This is a genomic window from Candidatus Protochlamydia naegleriophila, assembly GCF_001499655.1.
GTDB lineage: Bacteria > Chlamydiota > Chlamydiia > Chlamydiales > Parachlamydiaceae > Protochlamydia > Protochlamydia naegleriophila.
In genome coordinates, this window is sequence record NZ_LN879502.1 from 1793118 (window position 1) to 1810039 (window position 16922).

At 41.5% G+C, this 16922-nt stretch carries 15 protein-coding genes; 7 read left to right on the forward strand and 8 right to left on the reverse strand.

The features are described 5' to 3' along the window. Positions 1–34: 34 nt before the first annotated feature. Positions 35–1453, reverse strand: a complete 1419-nt coding sequence (locus tag PNK_RS07525; protein WP_032124268.1) for a cryptochrome/photolyase family protein — start codon at positions 1451–1453, stop codon at positions 35–37. 309 nt (positions 1454–1762) lie between these two features. Between PNK_RS07525 and PNK_RS07530 the strand changes: the two genes are divergently transcribed. Then, a complete protein-coding gene (locus PNK_RS07530) occupies positions 1763–3571 on the forward strand; it encodes an F-box protein (RefSeq protein ID WP_059061279.1) in 1809 nt (602 codons plus the stop codon). Between the two features lie 91 nt (positions 3572–3662). On the opposite strand, the gene PNK_RS07535 is transcribed toward PNK_RS07530, so the two are convergent. Then, positions 3663–5681: a hypothetical protein gene (locus tag PNK_RS07535; RefSeq protein WP_059061280.1), complete on the reverse strand. Its 2019-nt coding sequence runs from the start codon at positions 5679–5681 to the stop codon at positions 3663–3665. 241 nt (positions 5682–5922) lie between these two features. Here PNK_RS07535 and PNK_RS07540 point away from each other — a divergent pair, with 241 nt between their 5' ends. Next, entirely contained in the window at positions 5923–6429 is a 507-nt protein-coding gene (locus PNK_RS07540) for a hypothetical protein (RefSeq protein WP_032124265.1), read from the forward strand. 133 nt (positions 6430–6562) lie between these two features. Here PNK_RS07540 and PNK_RS07545 read toward each other — a convergent pair whose 3' ends face one another. Next, a complete protein-coding gene (locus PNK_RS07545) occupies positions 6563–7687 on the reverse strand; it encodes a hypothetical protein (protein WP_032124264.1) in 1125 nt (374 codons plus the stop codon). A 283-nt stretch (positions 7688–7970) separates the two neighbouring features. On the opposite strand from PNK_RS07545, the gene gatC reads away from it, so the two are divergent. The 3 genes from gatC to gatB are packed head-to-tail and all read left to right on the forward strand — an operon-like array spanning position 7971 to position 11242. After that, positions 7971–8273, forward strand: coding sequence for an Asp-tRNA(Asn)/Glu-tRNA(Gln) amidotransferase subunit GatC (gene gatC, locus PNK_RS07550; protein ID WP_032124263.1), 303 nt, complete (start codon positions 7971–7973; stop codon positions 8271–8273). A gap of 18 nt (positions 8274–8291) precedes the next feature. Beyond that, a complete protein-coding gene (gene gatA, locus PNK_RS07555) occupies positions 8292–9761 on the forward strand; it encodes an Asp-tRNA(Asn)/Glu-tRNA(Gln) amidotransferase subunit GatA (protein ID WP_059061282.1) in 1470 nt (489 codons plus the stop codon). Next, positions 9758–11242 (forward strand): Asp-tRNA(Asn)/Glu-tRNA(Gln) amidotransferase subunit GatB, encoded by a 1485-nt coding sequence (gene gatB / locus PNK_RS07560; protein WP_059061285.1) that lies wholly within the window; start codon positions 9758–9760, stop codon positions 11240–11242. The genes gatA and gatB overlap by 4 nt, the downstream gene beginning before the upstream one ends. Before the next feature lie 84 nt (positions 11243–11326). Here gatB and PNK_RS07565 read toward each other — a convergent pair whose 3' ends face one another. After that, on the reverse strand, positions 11327–11827 hold the full coding sequence (locus PNK_RS07565) for a SycD/LcrH family type III secretion system chaperone (RefSeq protein ID WP_032124260.1): 501 nt from the start codon (positions 11825–11827) through the stop codon (positions 11327–11329). Between the two features lie 678 nt (positions 11828–12505). Between PNK_RS07565 and PNK_RS07570 the strand changes: the two genes are divergently transcribed. Together PNK_RS07570 and PNK_RS07575 are read left to right on the forward strand one after the other, a co-directional pair. Continuing rightward, entirely contained in the window at positions 12506–12823 is a 318-nt protein-coding gene (locus tag PNK_RS07570; protein WP_032124259.1) for a hypothetical protein, read from the forward strand. A 400-nt stretch (positions 12824–13223) separates the two neighbouring features. Continuing rightward, entirely contained in the window at positions 13224–13640 is a 417-nt protein-coding gene (locus PNK_RS07575; RefSeq protein ID WP_059061286.1) for a hypothetical protein, read from the forward strand. Between the two features lie 44 nt (positions 13641–13684). On the opposite strand, the gene xerD is transcribed toward PNK_RS07575, so the two are convergent. The 4 genes from xerD to PNK_RS07595 all read right to left on the reverse strand — a co-directional run bounded on the left by xerD (position 13685) and on the right by PNK_RS07595 (position 16810). Next, on the reverse strand, positions 13685–14575 hold the full coding sequence (gene xerD, locus PNK_RS07580) for a site-specific tyrosine recombinase XerD (RefSeq protein WP_059061288.1): 891 nt from the start codon (positions 14573–14575) through the stop codon (positions 13685–13687). 40 nt (positions 14576–14615) lie between these two features. After that, positions 14616–14921, reverse strand: a complete 306-nt coding sequence (locus PNK_RS07585) for a hypothetical protein (RefSeq protein WP_059061290.1) — start codon at positions 14919–14921, stop codon at positions 14616–14618. Then, positions 14888–15118: a hypothetical protein gene (locus PNK_RS07590; protein ID WP_059061292.1), complete on the reverse strand. Its 231-nt coding sequence runs from the start codon at positions 15116–15118 to the stop codon at positions 14888–14890. Before PNK_RS07590 ends, PNK_RS07585 begins: the two co-directional genes overlap by 34 nt. A gap of 66 nt (positions 15119–15184) precedes the next feature. Continuing rightward, positions 15185–16810 carry a glucose-6-phosphate isomerase gene (locus PNK_RS07595; RefSeq protein WP_032124255.1) on the reverse strand — a complete coding sequence of 542 codons (1626 nt, stop codon included), beginning with the start codon at positions 16808–16810 and terminating at the stop codon, positions 15185–15187. Positions 16811–16922 lie beyond the last annotated feature (112 nt).

Sequence of the window (16922 nt, forward strand, 5' to 3'; positions counted from 1 at the left end):
TGAGAAAAGGCCTGCCAATAAAAAAATCTAAACCTTAAAGTCGTCTATACGCATCCAGCGCTTGCTTTCGAGCCTCTGCATGATCAACAACAGGTGTTGGATAATCCACACCGATCTGCACTCCAGCTTGCACCAAAACACCTTCTGGCGCTTGCCAAGGTCGATGAATCCATTTATTTGGAAGATGACGCAGCTCAGGTACCCACCTTCTAACATACTCCCCTTCTGGGTCAAACTTTTCCCCTTGGGTGATGGGATTAAAAACGCGAAAGTACGGGGCTGCATCAGCACCGCACCCAGCTACCCATTGCCACCCAAGTGTGTTATTGGCTAAATCAGCATCCACCAACGTATCCCAAAACCACTTTGCCCCTTCAAGCCAATCAATTAATAAATCTTTAACTAAAAAAGAGGCTGTTATCAATCTGACACGGTTATGCATCCACCCAGTCTCCCAAAGCTGCCGCATCCCGGCATCGACGATTGGATAACCGGTTTTACCCCTTTGCCAAGCTTTTAAAGCCTGTTTATCGCTTTTCCATGAAAAAGCTTTAAATTGCTTTTTTAACGGCTCTTGCGGAGTTTGAGGAAAATGATACAGCAAGTGATGGGCAAATTCCCGCCATCCAAGCTGTCGCAAATAGGCTTCGGCACCTTCTCGGTTCAAATCATGCTTCTCTTTGACCGCCTGCCAAACCATCCGCGGTGAAACTTCGCCAAAATGAAGAGAAGGAGAAAGAAGCGTCGTTCCAGCAAAATCTGGTCGATCTCGACTCTTAGCATAGTCGCCAATTACCTCAACGCCTTTCTCAATTAGACATCGAGCTTCAATAAAACCTGGACGCCATGCTTTTTCAAGCCCCGAATCCCACTTAATGCGCGGTAAAAGATCCAAAGACTCTATCGTGCAAGACTCTATCTTGCCTAAATACCTTTTAGCTGATTGAGGAGCCGGTAGAGGTAATCCAACCTCTTCTAATTTTAAGCACTGCTTCCAAAAGAATGTAAAAACTTGAAAAGGCTTGCCCTGCTTATTGGCAACCGTCCACGGCTCAAATAATAGGCTTCCATTAAAGCTCTGAGCTTTTATTCCTTGTTTTAATAGCTCAGCCTTTATCACAGCATCTTGCTGGATCATGAATGGCTCATACAACCGATTCCAATAAACTGCATCCGCACCTGTTCGGCTAATCACACTGAAGATTTCATCCAAAGGCTTGCCTTGCCGTACAATAAGCGTTAAACCAAGTTTTTTCAACCCCGCTTTCAACCCCTGTAACGAATGATGCAGCCACCAGCGGCTGGCAGCTCCTATCCGCCACTCATCGCCTTGCTCCGCATCCCAAATAAACAAAGGGATTATGGCTCCTCCTTTTTCTAGCGCAGCCCATAAAGCCGGGTGATCCTCAAGACGCAGATCTTGCCGAAACCAAATAATCGATGCTTTAACCATTCCCTAAAAACGCTATGCGCCTCCCAATCTTAAATCTAAAGACAAAGTACCTTAAAAATCACCTTTAGAGCAACGAAATCGTCTTACACAACTCCTATTCATGACCTCTACAGCTCTTCTCTTATTTCCAATAGTGATCAATAAAATACAAACTAACAGAAAATATTTCATTTAAACAATAATCTAACAAGTAAAATAGATTAAAAATAAAACTAACAATAAATAGTTAATAAACAAATAAACAATTTGCATGGGTAATAAAATTACAATATCATAATCAGAATAAATAAATTTTAGTATCAAGGAATTATGAATTTTAATTACACAGTCAATTCAAATTTTAACAACTGTAATAATACAGATTTAGAAATGAAAGAGGCCAATCAACACAAGGTCTGCATGCCCAGTGAAATCTGGAATCATATTTTTAATTATGTCGATGATTATTCTCTCAGCAATGTGACAAGAGTGTGTTGGAATTGGTATAGTATTTGCCATACTCCTTTTTTTGATGGGTGGGCATTCCTCTACCGCACGTTATGGAAAGAGGGGGTTCCACCAAATGATACTCCCCCCTTTACTCATTTCACCTTTCGCTACCGCGCTGTTGGATTTACAAACATTACAGACAGTATTTATAACCGGATTTCCATTTCTGATAGCCTTTTGAGTATTAGACAATCCGAGCACTTTTTGCACTTTATCGTCAACTGCCTGAATCCCACTTTAGATCAATCAACCGAACAGCTCAATGACCTATCAAGCCACCAACATGTTACTCAATGGATAAACAATGTAAATAGCTTGTTTGAGAATGGGAGGGCTCTAGAAGCCCATTATTTGATTCAAGAAATCGTTCACATTCAATGTGATAAGAATCAATTAAACAAGTTGCAACAGATTAGAAGCCAAATACTCAAACGCTGCTTGGTTGAACACATCTCAAGTTCAGAGCGCGAACGCACCTACAGTATATTTCAAAGTCTTTTTTCTTCATTTGCCCCTTTATCTGACTTCGTGAAAGGATTGTCCGAGCCATGGCCTATCCTTTATGGTGCGGCTCAGTACGATTTTAGCTTCTTAATGAATGGATTTTTATTTTGCCAACATCCGGATATCTACGATGAAGGTCCGCTACTCTTACAAACCGCCGCCGAGACAAAAAGCTTTGCCACTTTAGATGCCCTGCTATCTCATCAACCTCTTGCAGCAAACCTGGATGGCTCGACTCCTGGAGATGAATTTCCTTTGCATGCTCTATGCTCAATTGACGAGCAAATGATGGATGAAAGAGAACAAGTCCAGTGGATGAGATTTATGAATATTCTATTGGAGCGCGGCTATTCACTCATGCAGAGAAATCAGGAAAACGACACGCCTTATTCCATAGCCGCTAAAAACTTTAATCCCTCCATGCTTCAATATCTCTTTAATAAAACAGATATCAGCCAAGCGAACGGACTCAATTTACAGAGCATTTTGGCAGGCTATATTGAATCGCTAGATGTGCACAGCAATGAATTTGATGAAAGCGATTACGTACGATGCAGATTCACTTTGGAAGTCTTACTAGCCATATGCCCCTCTCTAAAAGACCATATTCAATTAAACTCGCTGCTCTTTTGGCACCTTCCCCTTTTTGAATCGTTAGTCAAGTACACGCAATCTCAGGAACAAGCCTACATCGGCCGTTTAATCAAAACCTTGCTGAATTTACCCAAATTGCACGTCAATCACCTTATCGTGAATTATCAAGATGAAGAAGAGTTAATCAATAATACTCTAGAAGATAGCTTGAATGCGATTTTCCAAAGCATATTCTCCTTTATTCCCTACATCAACCGCAACGTAGTTGATAAACGAGGCCGGACCATCATCCATCTTCTCATCGGTACCCTACGAAATGTCGAAGAGTTATTAGAGGATGCCGACGATCCCATCAAAAAAAAACAGATCTTTCAATGCTGCTTCAATCATTATTGCGCATTAATCAGCCAATTGGCTAATGAGAACAATTGTCGAACGCGCAATGTGAAAGGAAAAACAGCTTATCAAATGGCCGAGAACTATGGATACACAGCACTCCTGCCCTTATTAAATCCCGAAAGAATACACTGAAGAAAACCTGCAATGAATGGGTGATAGTTGAAAATCGATATTCATCAGGCAGGCTAGAGTGAAACTTTAGCCTGCCCAAGGCACGCGAACATTAGCCCCCTACAAAAATCAAATCCGGATTTACAGGCTGCTGTAAGTCTAGAGTTGTTTTAGCCGCTTCAGGCATTTCAAACGCCGCCAAATAGTGTTCACCCAAGTTTGGAGTGGGTTCATTTCGCGTTAGAAGACGCTCATCCGTATGTGTCCAAAAGAGTTCTCCATTGGCAAAAGGCCCCTCTCCAGTTCTTTTAGCCTCGGTAATCTGATGAACCAGAAAGGCTGGGTTGTGGATGAAATCTCCTTTGCGCCCGAGAAATTCATTGACCGACTGCCAAGTTTCTTCCTGTCTTATGCCTTGATCATCGGCAACAGCCCTAGGGATATAGAGACCTCGAGCAGATCCAAGCATCCTCTGCAATGTTCCAACGATCAGATGTTGAATCCATTCAGACTTCTTACTCGCCCACCCCAACAAGTTATCCAAGGGTCCAATACCTGTTTTGACATTAACAATAGGCATTCTGTAAAAATTAGGCATATTATTGATGGCACGCTGAGTATTTTTCTGAACACAGTAAGCACAATTGCGACCGCTAAATTGAAAGACCGCCTGTGATGTAAGAACATCATAAATGCGGTCAAGCAAATGTCCCGATTCTGCGGCTGTTGGGAAAACAGGATAAGCAGCGCGAATACGATGAGTATAATAACTGTTTTGATCCATCAAACATAACACACGCTTAACAGTAGCGCAAAACAACTTAATACCATCCCAGACTCCTTGAGCAAAACGATATGCATACACACCCGGATTAATTACCTTCCACTGCCCATTGCCCATTGAGACGTAAATCTGCCAGAAAGCATGGCAATCGAGTGCTGTCAAATCGAGATTTTTTCGGGCTGCCATGACTTTAAAAAAGACATTTTTTCCTCTTACTTCATCCCCATACACCCTCTCCAATTCTTCTTGCGTGACAATGCGAGCCGGAGGAACATGCTCGTACCAGTCTTCTCGATTAAGCGTTGTTAACGGTGCTTCGTCAAACATTTGAGCATCTGCATTCCAAGGACCATGAACGGGATGGTAATTAATAAATCCCCATGCAGATAAAGAAAGCTCTACCTCACGCTGATCTTTAAGAGCCCATTTATCAAAAAATTCTTTTACAGATAAATGGTAATTACCGCTTTCAAAGTGAATCTCGCTTTCAGGCTTTAAAATACTCACACGCTCCTGCTTGGCAGGATCAAACTCCTTAAAGTCATTAGCTTGGTAAAGAAGAAAAGTTAAAGCTTTTTTGGCAATACCATCAACGCGCGATGCAGCCGTCTGGATCGAAAGAATTTCATTATCCAAGTTACGCGAATACCCCAAGGCACTCGAAATGAGCGATGCCTTAATTTTTTTGCGCAAAGCCTCGTACTGAATAAAAACAGCAGGCGGATTGTAGTGCTGAATAGCCCAACCCATGAACTCTTTACAGTAAGCCTTATCCTCTTCTAACAAAGCAACCCACTCAGGGTAGCGTGCAGCCTCTTGCAACTGGGCGTGCTCCAATTCATTAATTTCGCGATTAACTGCAAGCTTTTGCCCTCTTTTCCATTCTCTTGCATAATCCTCGAGCTTTGCTAAACAATCAGGATCTGGTGCTGCCAAAGGATCAAGCCCTCCATTGCTCGCTCCAATCCGATAGCGCAATCCAACTTCCTGACGGCAAAGTAATTGGTGAGCCTCTTCTAATTTTGGATCAACCTGCCTCATTTGATCGAGCCTGGCTTTCACGTAAGGCGCTGCTTGAAAATAGGGCTGAAAACGAGCCCGGTAAGACGCAGCTTGCCCATCCAATTCGGGACGGCCCGCATCGAAAATTTTAACTTTTTTTCGTTCCAATTGTTCTAACATTTGATTAACAACTTTAACCAAATGCGTTAATCTCTGATGATTATTTTGCGTAACAGATCCACTCACATACAGATCCCTAAAGCATTCGACCTCATCTATATTAACAGCAGGCTGGCTCAGCTCTCCAAGAATTTCCCTTAGTCGAATATCATTTAAAGTTGGCATAAATAACGCCCCTGTTTTTTTGTTTTAAAAAAGATGTAAATCTTAACTTTTTACTTGATCTAAAGCAACATAAGACCGTTTCAAGAAAAAAACAAATAATTTCTTTTCTCTTTTACTCTTCCCTAGAGAAAGTTTCTATATTAACAACAAGGTGTAAGCAAAACAAAATAAAACATTTAAAACAAATAACAAAACAAACTATCATTATACTATTTATTAATTCTTGCAAAGGGGCCGTTGCATGCGTATTGATCCACTTTCTTCATTAGGACAAATTTCACTGGAACAGCAAGCTGAGATTTATTTGAAAGAATTAGAGATTCACCAAAAAAACTATTTTCAGCAGTTTTGTTCCATCTTAAATCAACCAGATCAAGATCATACAGCCGCAGAAATTCACTTAAAAAGTTTAGGGCAAGATCTGGATTTTAAAGCGGCGCGGACGCGGGAAGCCATTCAATCACTTTATCCGCTAAACCCAGGATTTGCAATCCTATTAAAAGAGCGCTATGAAAAGCGCCTCGATGAATTGCACCAAGACATGTCTGATCTTTCGTTAATGGCCATTGCCCAAGCCAAAGAAGCCGTCCATCTCAAACATAAAGAAATCGCATCCCAAATGCCTATCAATTTGGCGGATGCGGTCGCCTTGCAATTTCTCATTAAACAGTGCCAAGGCTTGATTATTCTCACAAGAGAGCAGCTGCAACTCGTCCATAATCAGCGCCAACTCTCTCTTTCGCCGTAAAACGAGTATCAAAAGTTGATGGAGATCAGAGTGTTAGTAAGCAATCCAAACTGAAAAAAGCGCTCAAATAAAAAGCCCCGAAAATTTAAATTTTCAGGGCTTTATCCTTCTCGCGAGTGAAGCTTAAGACAGCTTACTTTCTATCGAATACTTTGGCATTCGTTCCTACATTTAATATGCTATTGGCAACGACTTGCAAAGACTTTGCAGATTCCGAAGTCACGGCTATTTTATCTTTTCTAAAGCGTTGCTGCGCTTGAGCAAACCAAACTAATGAAGCGCTATACGCTTTTTTTAATGCTTGGACTTCACCTGTCCCCAGATTTAAAATCTTTTCTTTGGCCAGCCAGTCTATTCGCTCCAAAATCCCGACAGGCATGGTCGAAAACATATTTTGCTTCAATTCGCCCTTATTAACGGCTTTACAAACGGCATGAGCCAGTTTATACTGAACAACGCGCAATAGAGGATATTTCGTCGCTTTGATTCGCTCTCCATCGTAATGCATCTCACCCTTCTCGAAATCGATGTGGGTCTCACCGACTTTCGCGCTTTCATTGTTCGCTGTTTTCCCTTTCGCATCTCTTAACAGCTTCACCATAGGCTTAAGAGCACTATCTTGAAACTTTTGCAAAAGCTTGCTCGATTCTTTTTGCGTTAATTCACCAAAAAATTGGGTCTTATATTCTAGCATGACCTTAGCCGAACCCATAACATACAGGGCGTCCAAAGCTCTCGTCGGAAAAGGACGATAATCTTTTACTCCAGATAAATCTTTATTGCGATTAAAGCAAATTAAACTATCTTCCTGTAAGTTTTTAAATTCCAAATCTGGATGGAACAAGCTCGCATGTTCAGTTAAAACCTTTTGAATCTTGGCAATGATAGGAGACTTCAAATCCTCCCCGCTCTTCACAATCACAACTAATTCAATTTTAGAAGAAAGTGAACACAGCTTTTCCTGTCGACCATCGCTCCCAGTCATGGCGATGCAAATACTCTGGCTCTCGGCCAACTCCGGCACTTCTTGACTAAAAATCTTTTGGACCGCCTGTAAAACTCTTGCATTGTGCTGGATCATTGCAACATTAAACGCATCAGCATCAAAAGCTTCAAAAGAAAAGGAACTCGCTTCCTGTAGCTGCTCAGTTTTTTTCTCTGTCTCTTCTTTGAAAATCGGATCGACTAAATCTTGTCCTAAATCATAAAAAAACTGGTTTTGCCATTTAATTTGGTCAAATGAATTATTTAATTGCATAATTTACCTTTAACCTTATTTAAAAATTTTAGATAAATTATAACAAGCAATTATTAATTAATAATTAAGATGCGACAAAAACCACAAATTAATTAACAAAATTTATTACTACAAAAAAACCAAGACAAAGTGAGGCTCTAAAGTCGATGATTAATTGCGCATAGGTTTATTGGTCAAGGCATTTGCATTTTAGATTGCATGGTCATCCTTTCTGATAGCTTGCATATTTTATGAGTCCCCATTAGAATGGACGACATTCTTATCCCTATTTTCCAGAGGAATTATGGCTGAATTAGACAAGGAAACTATTACAAAGTTAACGCATCTATGTCGTATTGATTGTACGGAAGAAGAACAAGAGGCGTTATTAAAAGACTTAAAGAACATTTTAAAATATATTGAGCAGCTTCAGCAGATAGACACAGAAAACGTGCTTCCCTGCAATCATGTATTAGATGATATAACTAACGTTATGCGTGATGACGTCATCGGCGCGGTTTTGAACCGCGATGAAGATTTCTTACCCAATGCCCCCTCCCATATTGGAGGACTGATTCGTACACCACCAGTCATCAAGCAATCTTAAAGTTTTTAATGAGGATTCATGTATAAGTTTTCAGCAATTGGTATTCGCGATCAATTTATTCGAGGATACGTCACTGCCGTTTCAATTACCCAATACTATTTAGATCGCATAGCCAAATATGACTCTAAAATCGGATCTTTTCTTACGATTTATGGAGACAAGGCTTTAGAGCGCGCCCAGGAATTAGATAAAAAAAGACAAGCTGGCCAGCCTCTCGGCAAATTGGCCGGTATTCCAATTGGTATCAAAGACAATATTTTGGTTAAAGGGGAAATCACCACTTGCGGATCAAAATTTTTGACAAACTTCCGCGCTCCTTATCAAGCCAGCGTCATTGAACAACTACTTGCAGAAGGAGCTGTCATTATTGGTAAAACCAATATGGATGAGTTTGCAATGGGTTCTTCGACAGAGAATTCGGCTCTGCAGAAGACAAGCAACCCCTGGAATTTAAATTGCACCCCTGGCGGATCTTCAGGTGGCTCAGCTGCTGCAGTTGCTGGACGTTTATGCCCACTCTCGCTTGGAAGCGATACAGGCGGTTCAGTCCGTCTTCCAGCGGCTTTTTGCGGCGTAGTTGGCTTTAAGCCTACCTACGGAAGAGTATCCCGCTTTGGCCTCGTAGCCTATGGCTCGTCCTTGGATCAAATCGGCCCCTTGGCAACCAATACGGTCGATACAGCTTTGCTGATGGAGGTCATTGGACGCCACTGTCCAAAAGATTCGACTAGCATTGCACTTGGCCCAGAAGAGTATCTTAGCCAATTCAAAGACTCTATTGCCGGCATGAAAATAGGAGTGCCCTGGCAATTTTTAGATAGTTTAGCGGAAGAGCCGAAAAAAGTCTTTCAAGAATCGATTAATTTAATGAAGCAGCTTGGCGCCGAAATTGTCGACATTGATTTAAGTATTCTCAAATACTCCATTGCTGTTTATTACATTCTGGCAACGGCTGAAGCCTCTACTAATTTAGCGCGCTTTGACGGTATTCGCTATGGCCAGCGCTCTCCTCGCGCTAAAACACTGGAAGAGGTGTATGACTTCTCTAAAGAAGAGGGGTTTGGACCGGAAGTAAAAAGACGCATTATGCTAGGAACCTTTGTACTCTCATCTGGCTATCAAGACGCTTATTACAAAAAAGCTCAAAAAGTGCGCACTCTGATACTAAGAAGTTATAGAGAAGCATTTGCAGCATGCGATTTAATCGCCTCTCCTGTTTCTCCTTTCGCAGCTTTTGAAATTGGAGCGATTAAAGATCCGCTTCAGATGTATTTAGAAGACATTTATACGATCGGGATCAACTTAGCTGGCTTACCAGCCATCAGTATCCCCAACGGCTTTAGCAAAGATGGCAAACCGATGGGACTGCAATTGATCGGCCCGCAAAAGCAAGATAGACGCGTTTTAAATGCAGCCTACGTATTAGAAAAGTACCTTCCTTTCCAGGATGCCATTCCAGAACTCGTCAAAGAGGAGATTTCCGCATGACCCACAAATACCACCATCCATCGCATTCGGACTGGGAAGCTGTCATCGGCTTAGAAATTCACGTTGAACTAAATACAAAATCTAAATTATTTAGTGTCGCTCCCAACCATTTTGGCGATGAACCCAATACCAATATCACAGAAGTATGCACAGGCATGCCTGGCTCACTGCCTGTCCTCAACAAGGAAGCTGTCCGCAAAGCTGTTCAATTTGGCTGCGCGATTCAAGCTGAAGTAGCCAAATTCAGCAAATTTGACCGCAAATCATACTTCTATCCCGATAGCCCGCGCAATTTTCAAATCACCCAATACGACCAACCCATCGTAAAAGGCGGAATAGTCATTGCAGAAGTAGATGGAGAGGAAAAATCCTTTGCAGTTAACCGCGTCCACCTCGAAGATGACGCCGGAATGCTTAAGCACTTTTCCACCTTCGCTGGAGTCGATTATAATCGAGCAGGCTGCCCATTGATTGAGATTGTATCAGAGCCTTGTATTCACACAGCCCGTGAAGCTGCCTCTTATGCCATGGCCATCAAAGCCATTCTTCAATATATCGACGCATCAGACTGCAACATGGAAGAAGGATCTCTGCGCATAGATACAAATATTTCAGTCCGTCCTAAAGGGGAAAAAGAGCTCAGAAATAAGATTGAAATTAAAAACATGAATTCTTTCAGCTTTATGGAAATGGCCATTAAGTCTGAAATTGCTCGCCAAATTCAAGCTTATCAAGACAACCCCAACACTCCCCATCATGAAGTCATCGCACAAGCAACCTATCGTTGGGATCCCGAAAAGCAGGAAACTGTTTTGATGCGGCGCAAAGAATCGGCCGATGACTATCGCTACTTTCCAGAGCCAGATCTTGTTCCCATTATTTTAACAGATGACTACATAGAAGAGATCAGACAAAGCTTGCCAGAGCTGCCACTACAGCGTGAGCGACGCTACGTCCAGCAATTGGGCCTATCTCCGCACCAAGCGTTTGCTTTGACAAGTGAGAAGGCTCTTGCCGACTACTTCGAAGAAGCTTTAAAAGAGTGTTCCAACGGCCGCAGCTTATCCAATTGGCTGCTCGTGGAATTCCCTGGAAGGCTTAAAGAAAGCGGCAAAAATGTGATGACTGCCGGAATTAAGCCCTCGTATATGACAGCCTTAATTAATTTGATTGAAAAAGGAACCATTACGGGCCGCATTGCGAAGAGCGTCGCCGATGATATGGTCGCACAACCAGATAGAAACCCTGTTGACATTGTTGCTGCAAATCCAGACTATCAGCCACTCAATGATCAAGGAGCCATCGAAGGATTCGTTGACCAAGTTCTCGTCGAAAATAGTCAGTCGATTGCCGATTATAGAGCCGGTCGGGACAAGGCTTTTGCGTTCTTAGTCGGACAAGTCATGAAGCTCTGCCGAGGTAAAGCCTCTCCTGCAGTAGTCAATGACCTACTTAAACAAAAAATCGACAAGCTGCCTTAAGGCCTGCAACGAAAATTAGTCGAACAAAACTGATGGGGAATGATAGATAAATGGCTTATCTCTTTCATTCCCCGCTCTTTTTCACTAACTCTTCAATAAAATTCGCTTGGCTTCTTGAGCCTGTCTTTTAAGATCAGCATAGTCTTCTATTTCATCGGCCGTTTCAATAGCCAAATCCAAGGCCTGCAATGCACTTTCTCGGTCGTGAATGGCAAACAGGCACTTGGCTAAATAAAAATAGGGAACAGGGCTCGAGATATCACAAAGAGCTGCCAACTCATAGGCGTCAATGGCTGCTTCATAATTTTGGCACATCTGAGTTGCCATTCCAAGCCCCAGCCAATAATCATGGTTATGAGGATTCAAAGTAGCTAAAAATAGAAAAGCATTGGCAGCGTCATCATACCGTTTATGCTCAAATAAACGATAGGCCGCACCATAAAATTTAGCCATCGTGGAATCTTTAAATTCCATAATTTCTTGAGCTGTCTTCCCCTCAGCCAACTCCTTTTTTAATAGCTTCTTGTCTTTTAATTTTTCCTTAGCCCTTTGCGTTAACTTGAATTCGCTTAAATCGTCTTTCATAATCACACCTAAAAGATGATCTCAAATTAGGCTACCTACTATCCCTAAAAATGCTTTCTAAAAGCCTCCAAATTTACATTTTTGGAACTAATGCTAAATCTTATTTTATTAAATATTTTTTAACATGTCAATTTGCGAATAGTTCCTGAAGGTCGTAAGCTGCGCCCAAAACGAAATTTTTAGGCATTTTACAATATTCACCTATTTTGATAGAGTGAGCTTAAAAGAATAAGCCAAAGACTCCATCCCCTTGCAGCTATAGCGAATGTTAGAGCTCCCTTTCTCTACATCAACATTCTCATCAATTGCACTTTATCCTTGTCAAAATAGAGGCAATGACTTAACTTTTTACGGTCAAAATATGCGACGCATTTGCATAAAGTACACATTGTTGAAGAATTTAAACCTTTCAAATTTTGTGGTTTGATCATCGATGATCGTTTGCCTCCACTGAATCAAAAACCGCTGGAAAGCTGGAAGATTTAAGTTCTTCAACGTTAATGGACGAATATCAGAGCATGTTTCATACAAGTTGATATCGCCTTTGCATCGTTTTCGTTTTATTTAAATACTGGCATGCCTTCATCTAGATTGTAGAGTGGTTGAAAGTTTTCACTCGTCAATCGAAATAAGCCTGCCATCTCAAATCACCATTAATTTTTTAAGGAAGTGAAAAACATGAGTCAAGATTTCATTCAATTGCCAGAATTAGCTGAAATTCAAGAAGATCTTAATCTTGCAAAGCAAGATATCGAAGCAGCTGTTCAAGAAGATTCTTCTCTTGAATCTTTAGGCGCGTTTGTTGTTGAAGTTATCAACATCATCGAAGGCAAAGCAGCAGCAGTTAAAGGCAACCTAGACATGAAGTCAAAAGTTGATCTAGCTGCTCACCTCACTCTATTAAACAGCTTAATGGATGAGATCTTCTTAGCTAATATGGAAGATGAGTTAGAATTTGAAGAAGAAGAAGAAGAAGACACAGAAGAGAAGCGTTAATTCTTCTACTTCTCTATAGCCATCTATAGGCAATAGAGAAGTTTTTCAAATACAGGCGCAGTAAGACTTTTGACTTACTGCGCCTTTTCTTTTATCTACACTCGTGTATAAAAGTAATTGGAACAAAAAAATGTCAAAAAAATATTTTTAAATAGCATTTGAAAGCAATTCGCATGGATTAATATTTTAAGTTCCTAGTTAAATCTACTAATAATGACTATGCAGGAATAGTATTGTCAGAAGATAATAAATTGTGTATGCTTTTAGTTTTTGAATATGAACGAGACCTTGTTGAAGCAGAAAAACTGTTCGACAACCCAAAGAATACAACGCAAAAAGTCTTGAGAGCCTCTAATCACTCTTTCGAAACACTTTTTGCTGAACAACTATGGAGACATCTATGATCGAAGCAATCCGATACTACGGTAGTCATACTATTTTGGATACGATTACTGAGGCTGTTTCAGCAGTCATTTCGACCATTGTTAACGCTGTCGACGCAACGATCAATCGCATTGCAGTTCAAATCATCATGACAACTCCTCTATTCTATTTGCATCACAATCTCTTTACATTAGGATTTGTCATCGGATTTGTTTTTGATCGACAAGTGCGTGAAGTCGTTGAAAAAGTCAATGTTGTCTACAATGCACAGCGCTCTTTCATTGAACGGGTCCTTTTCATTGGTGGAGGAAGCGTTTTAGCCCTTCTCACCATGCCGACTTCAATTGTGATTGCCACTCTTTATTATTCAGCCAAATGGGGTGCTCTCCTCTATACAAGAAGCCGCCAGCAACAAATTCCTCAAGGGGTGTAATAAACGCCTTTGATTGCAGATTTTTTAATCGATCGTTTCTTGCTTCAATTAAATTGAGGAGATTGTCTGGGGTGGAAAATATGAAAAGCCTCCTGTAAGCGCGTCTGGCTCACATGAGTATAGCGATCCGTGCTATTGATATTCGCGTGGCCGAGCATGTCTTGGATGACGCGTAAATCTGCACCATTATCCAATAGGTGTGTCGCAAAAGAATGGCGAAAGGTATGGGGAGAGATAGGTTTAGTCACCCCTGCCTGTTTTGCATAGAACTTGACTAATTTCCAAACGGCTATACGATCAAGCGGCTTCTGCCTCTGCGTAACAAAAAGAGACTCGTGGCGTGAGTGCTCCGAAACGCTACGAAAGTGGAGATAGCGGTCGATGGCAAGAATGGCCTTTTGACCGATCGGTACAACCCTCTCTTTCCCACCTTTACCTTGAACGCGCACGAACGTGTCGTCAACATCCTGCAACTTAAGCTGGCACAACTCTGAAACGCGCAATCCGCTTGCATAGAGTACCTCTAGAATAGCTCTATCGCGCGCACCCTTCACAGTTAATACATCAGGCTGCGTCAACACACGCTTAATTTCTTCTTGTGTTAAAACATCTGGTATAAGCTGCCACAATTTAGGCGTCTCAAGCAAATGCGTAACGTTGGAAGCAATGACTCCCTCACGCTTCAAAAAGCGAAACAGTACCTTGATAGCAATCAAAGCACGGCAAATCGAAGAAGAAGCATACTCATCAGCCTTTTTTTGCGCTAAATAGTCGACAACTAGTTGCAGATCAACTTTCGACCAGCCCTCTACTGCCCGGCCATGTAAAAAAGATAAGAAAGTTGACAAATCGCGTCGATAAGCCTCTAAAGTGTTAAGAGCCAACCCCTTTTCCGAAGCCAGGTAAATAAAGAAGTCTTCCAAGTCGCTTTGCATCAAACACCTATGAGAAATAGAAACAGCATCAACCACCAACTCAAGCTAGCTTTTCGGCCAAGGCTTTTTGAATGCGATCGGTCTCAATTAAAACTAAGGGAAGAATTTTGATGGTCACAAATTCATCTTGACGTGGAATTTCATACACCCCCCACTTGAACCCTTCTTTTTCAAACTCTTGCCGCAAAATTAACTTACGGGCATGGGAAAGAAAGACTGCCAAAACAAAAATTTCCTCTTCTTGGAGAGGTACAGTCTGCAATAACTCTTTTAAGAGATTGAGTGCTTTATCGCAGCGAGAAGAAGCCGGCTCTATTTTTTTTTTAGATCGATTTTTGACTTCCAATAACTGCGACTATTCAGAACGGTATCTGAATCGGCAACTTGCGGCCAACAAGAGATACAGAAATCTTGCCTTATCATTTGTTGCATATCGTTTTCCATCAGGAGTGAATAATACTCCATTCCAGGAAGCAGACGCTCTCCTTGAGCCGAGCAAGCAGTGTTGCGCTTTGGTATTTCAATTTGAAACAATGAACTCATTTTTATCCTTATGCACGTAACAGATGCTCATCAAATATCAAGCATCTGCTGATAATGAGAATCATTTTAATGAAAATGATCTAAATGTTGCAAGTAAGCTTCACCAAGAGGAAAGGATGAAAGCTCTTTTCGCTGCTGTCGCTTGGCAGCAAATGCCGTGATCAGCTTATTGGCCAATACTTTTCCCAATTGAACCCCTTCTTGATCAAAAGAATTAATGCCCCAAATAAACCCTTGGAAAGCCACCTTATTCTCAAAGAAAGAAAGAAGAGCTCCTAAGGCATAAGGAGTTAACTTTTCACCAAGTAGGATATTGGTCGGGCGATTACCTAAAAAGACCTTATTGGGGTTATCAGAATCCTGCCCTGTCGCCAACGCCAAGCTTTGTGCAAACAAATTGGACAACAACTTTTCTTGAGAGGTTGTGCCTTCAAATTGCAAATCTTCACCATACAAATTATTCTTAAAGGCAATCATACTCATTGGAATCGTTGACGTGCCTTGATGAATTAGTTGGAAAAATGAATGCTGAGCATTCGTGCCAGGCTCTCCCCAAATAATGGGGCCCGTTTGAAAGTCGACAAGATGCCCTTGCTGATCAATCTGCTTACCATTAGATTCCATATCTGCTTGCTGAATATGTGCCGTGTAGCGAATCAATGCTTGCGAGTAGGGAATCAATGCAATCGTCGGATAATTTAAAAAATTGCGATTCCAAATCCCTAACAGAGCAGCTAAAAGAGGAAGATTCTTCTTTAAATCACTTTGCAGTGCATCTTGATCCATGGCATGGGCACCTTTCAGAAATTCCCAAAATACGTCGAATCCAAAAGCAAATGACAGCATTAACGCTCCACACATCGATGTCGTTGAGTAGCGCCCTCCGATCCAATCCCACATGTAAAAAGTTTCGAGGTATTGACTGCGATTATCCATCGGTGTCCCTGGCATTGTAATGGCGATGAAATGCTTTTTGGGATCGAGGCCTGCCTTTTTAAATTTCTCTCGAACTAATTCTTCATTTGTTGCAGTTTCTAATGTCGTGCCCGACTTTGACACAACAACAACCAACGTTTTTTCAAGACTCTTTACCTTTTTAAATACACCGACCACATCATCTGGATCGACATTGGAAATAAAGTGAATATGGCGATTTGGTTTTAAAAAGTGCTCCAAAGCATAATAATGGGCTCGAGGCCCCAAATCCGACCCTCCAATAGCAATTGTGACAAGATCGGTGAACTGGCCCTCAACCTCTATTTTAGCCAAAAAAGACTCTAGCTTATCAAGTTCATGGCGAGCCAACTGCGCCGCTTCTTTGGCCTTGAGAGCCGTGCGTGGATGATCAAAGAAGTCTCGCGTAGCCGTATGTAAAGCCGGACGATTTTCACTTGAATGTCCTTTAATAAAATTCATCACTTCGCCGTCTTGCATGCGCCTCATTTTATCCAATGCCTGCGCTTCTTTTGCAAGCTCGTGTAATGCATTTAATACATCATCTGTCACTCGTTCTGTTCCATAAAGCAGCTTAAATCCACATGCCTCTGCACAATAATCTTTAATCCTCTCTGGAGTTAACTGCTTGGTTAAATCAATGGGCTGTTGCGCAAGCTGCCTAAGCTTTTTGACTGCTGGATAATTTGAAAAGGCGGGAACAGATTTGGCAACCTGAGGTAGATGCGTGGCGGTCATTGTAAACTCCCTAAATAAAATGACTCATTTCTATTAGTATATACACACATTACCTAAAATATTGAAATGTTTCAATTTACAAACAACGTAGATGCAAAAGCCATCCCATCTC

Coding starts and splice junctions, on each gene's coding strand:
- PNK_RS07535 (WP_059061280.1), bottom strand. CDS start 5,681: ATGCCAACTTTAAATGATATTCGACTAAGGGAAATTCTTGGAGAGCTG.
- gatA (WP_059061282.1), top strand. CDS start 8,292: ATGTATAAGTTTTCAGCAATTGGTATTCGCGATCAATTTATTCGAGGA.
- PNK_RS07565 (WP_032124260.1), bottom strand. CDS start 11,827: ATGAAAGACGATTTAAGCGAATTCAAGTTAACGCAAAGGGCTAAGGAA.
- PNK_RS07590 (WP_059061292.1), bottom strand. CDS start 15,118: ATGAGTTCATTGTTTCAAATTGAAATACCAAAGCGCAACACTGCTTGC.
- PNK_RS07570 (WP_032124259.1), top strand. CDS start 12,506: ATGAGTCAAGATTTCATTCAATTGCCAGAATTAGCTGAAATTCAAGAA.
- gatB (WP_059061285.1), top strand. CDS start 9,758: ATGACCCACAAATACCACCATCCATCGCATTCGGACTGGGAAGCTGTC.
- xerD (WP_059061288.1), bottom strand. CDS start 14,575: ATGCAAAGCGACTTGGAAGACTTCTTTATTTACCTGGCTTCGGAAAAG.
- PNK_RS07595 (WP_032124255.1), bottom strand. CDS start 16,810: ATGACCGCCACGCATCTACCTCAGGTTGCCAAATCTGTTCCCGCCTTT.
- PNK_RS07545 (WP_032124264.1), bottom strand. CDS start 7,687: ATGCAATTAAATAATTCATTTGACCAAATTAAATGGCAAAACCAGTTT.
- PNK_RS07575 (WP_059061286.1), top strand. CDS start 13,224: ATGATCGAAGCAATCCGATACTACGGTAGTCATACTATTTTGGATACG.
- PNK_RS07540 (WP_032124265.1), top strand. CDS start 5,923: ATGCGTATTGATCCACTTTCTTCATTAGGACAAATTTCACTGGAACAG.
- PNK_RS07530 (WP_059061279.1), top strand. CDS start 1,763: ATGAATTTTAATTACACAGTCAATTCAAATTTTAACAACTGTAATAAT.
- PNK_RS07525 (WP_032124268.1), bottom strand. CDS start 1,453: ATGGTTAAAGCATCGATTATTTGGTTTCGGCAAGATCTGCGTCTTGAG.
- gatC (WP_032124263.1), top strand. CDS start 7,971: ATGGCTGAATTAGACAAGGAAACTATTACAAAGTTAACGCATCTATGT.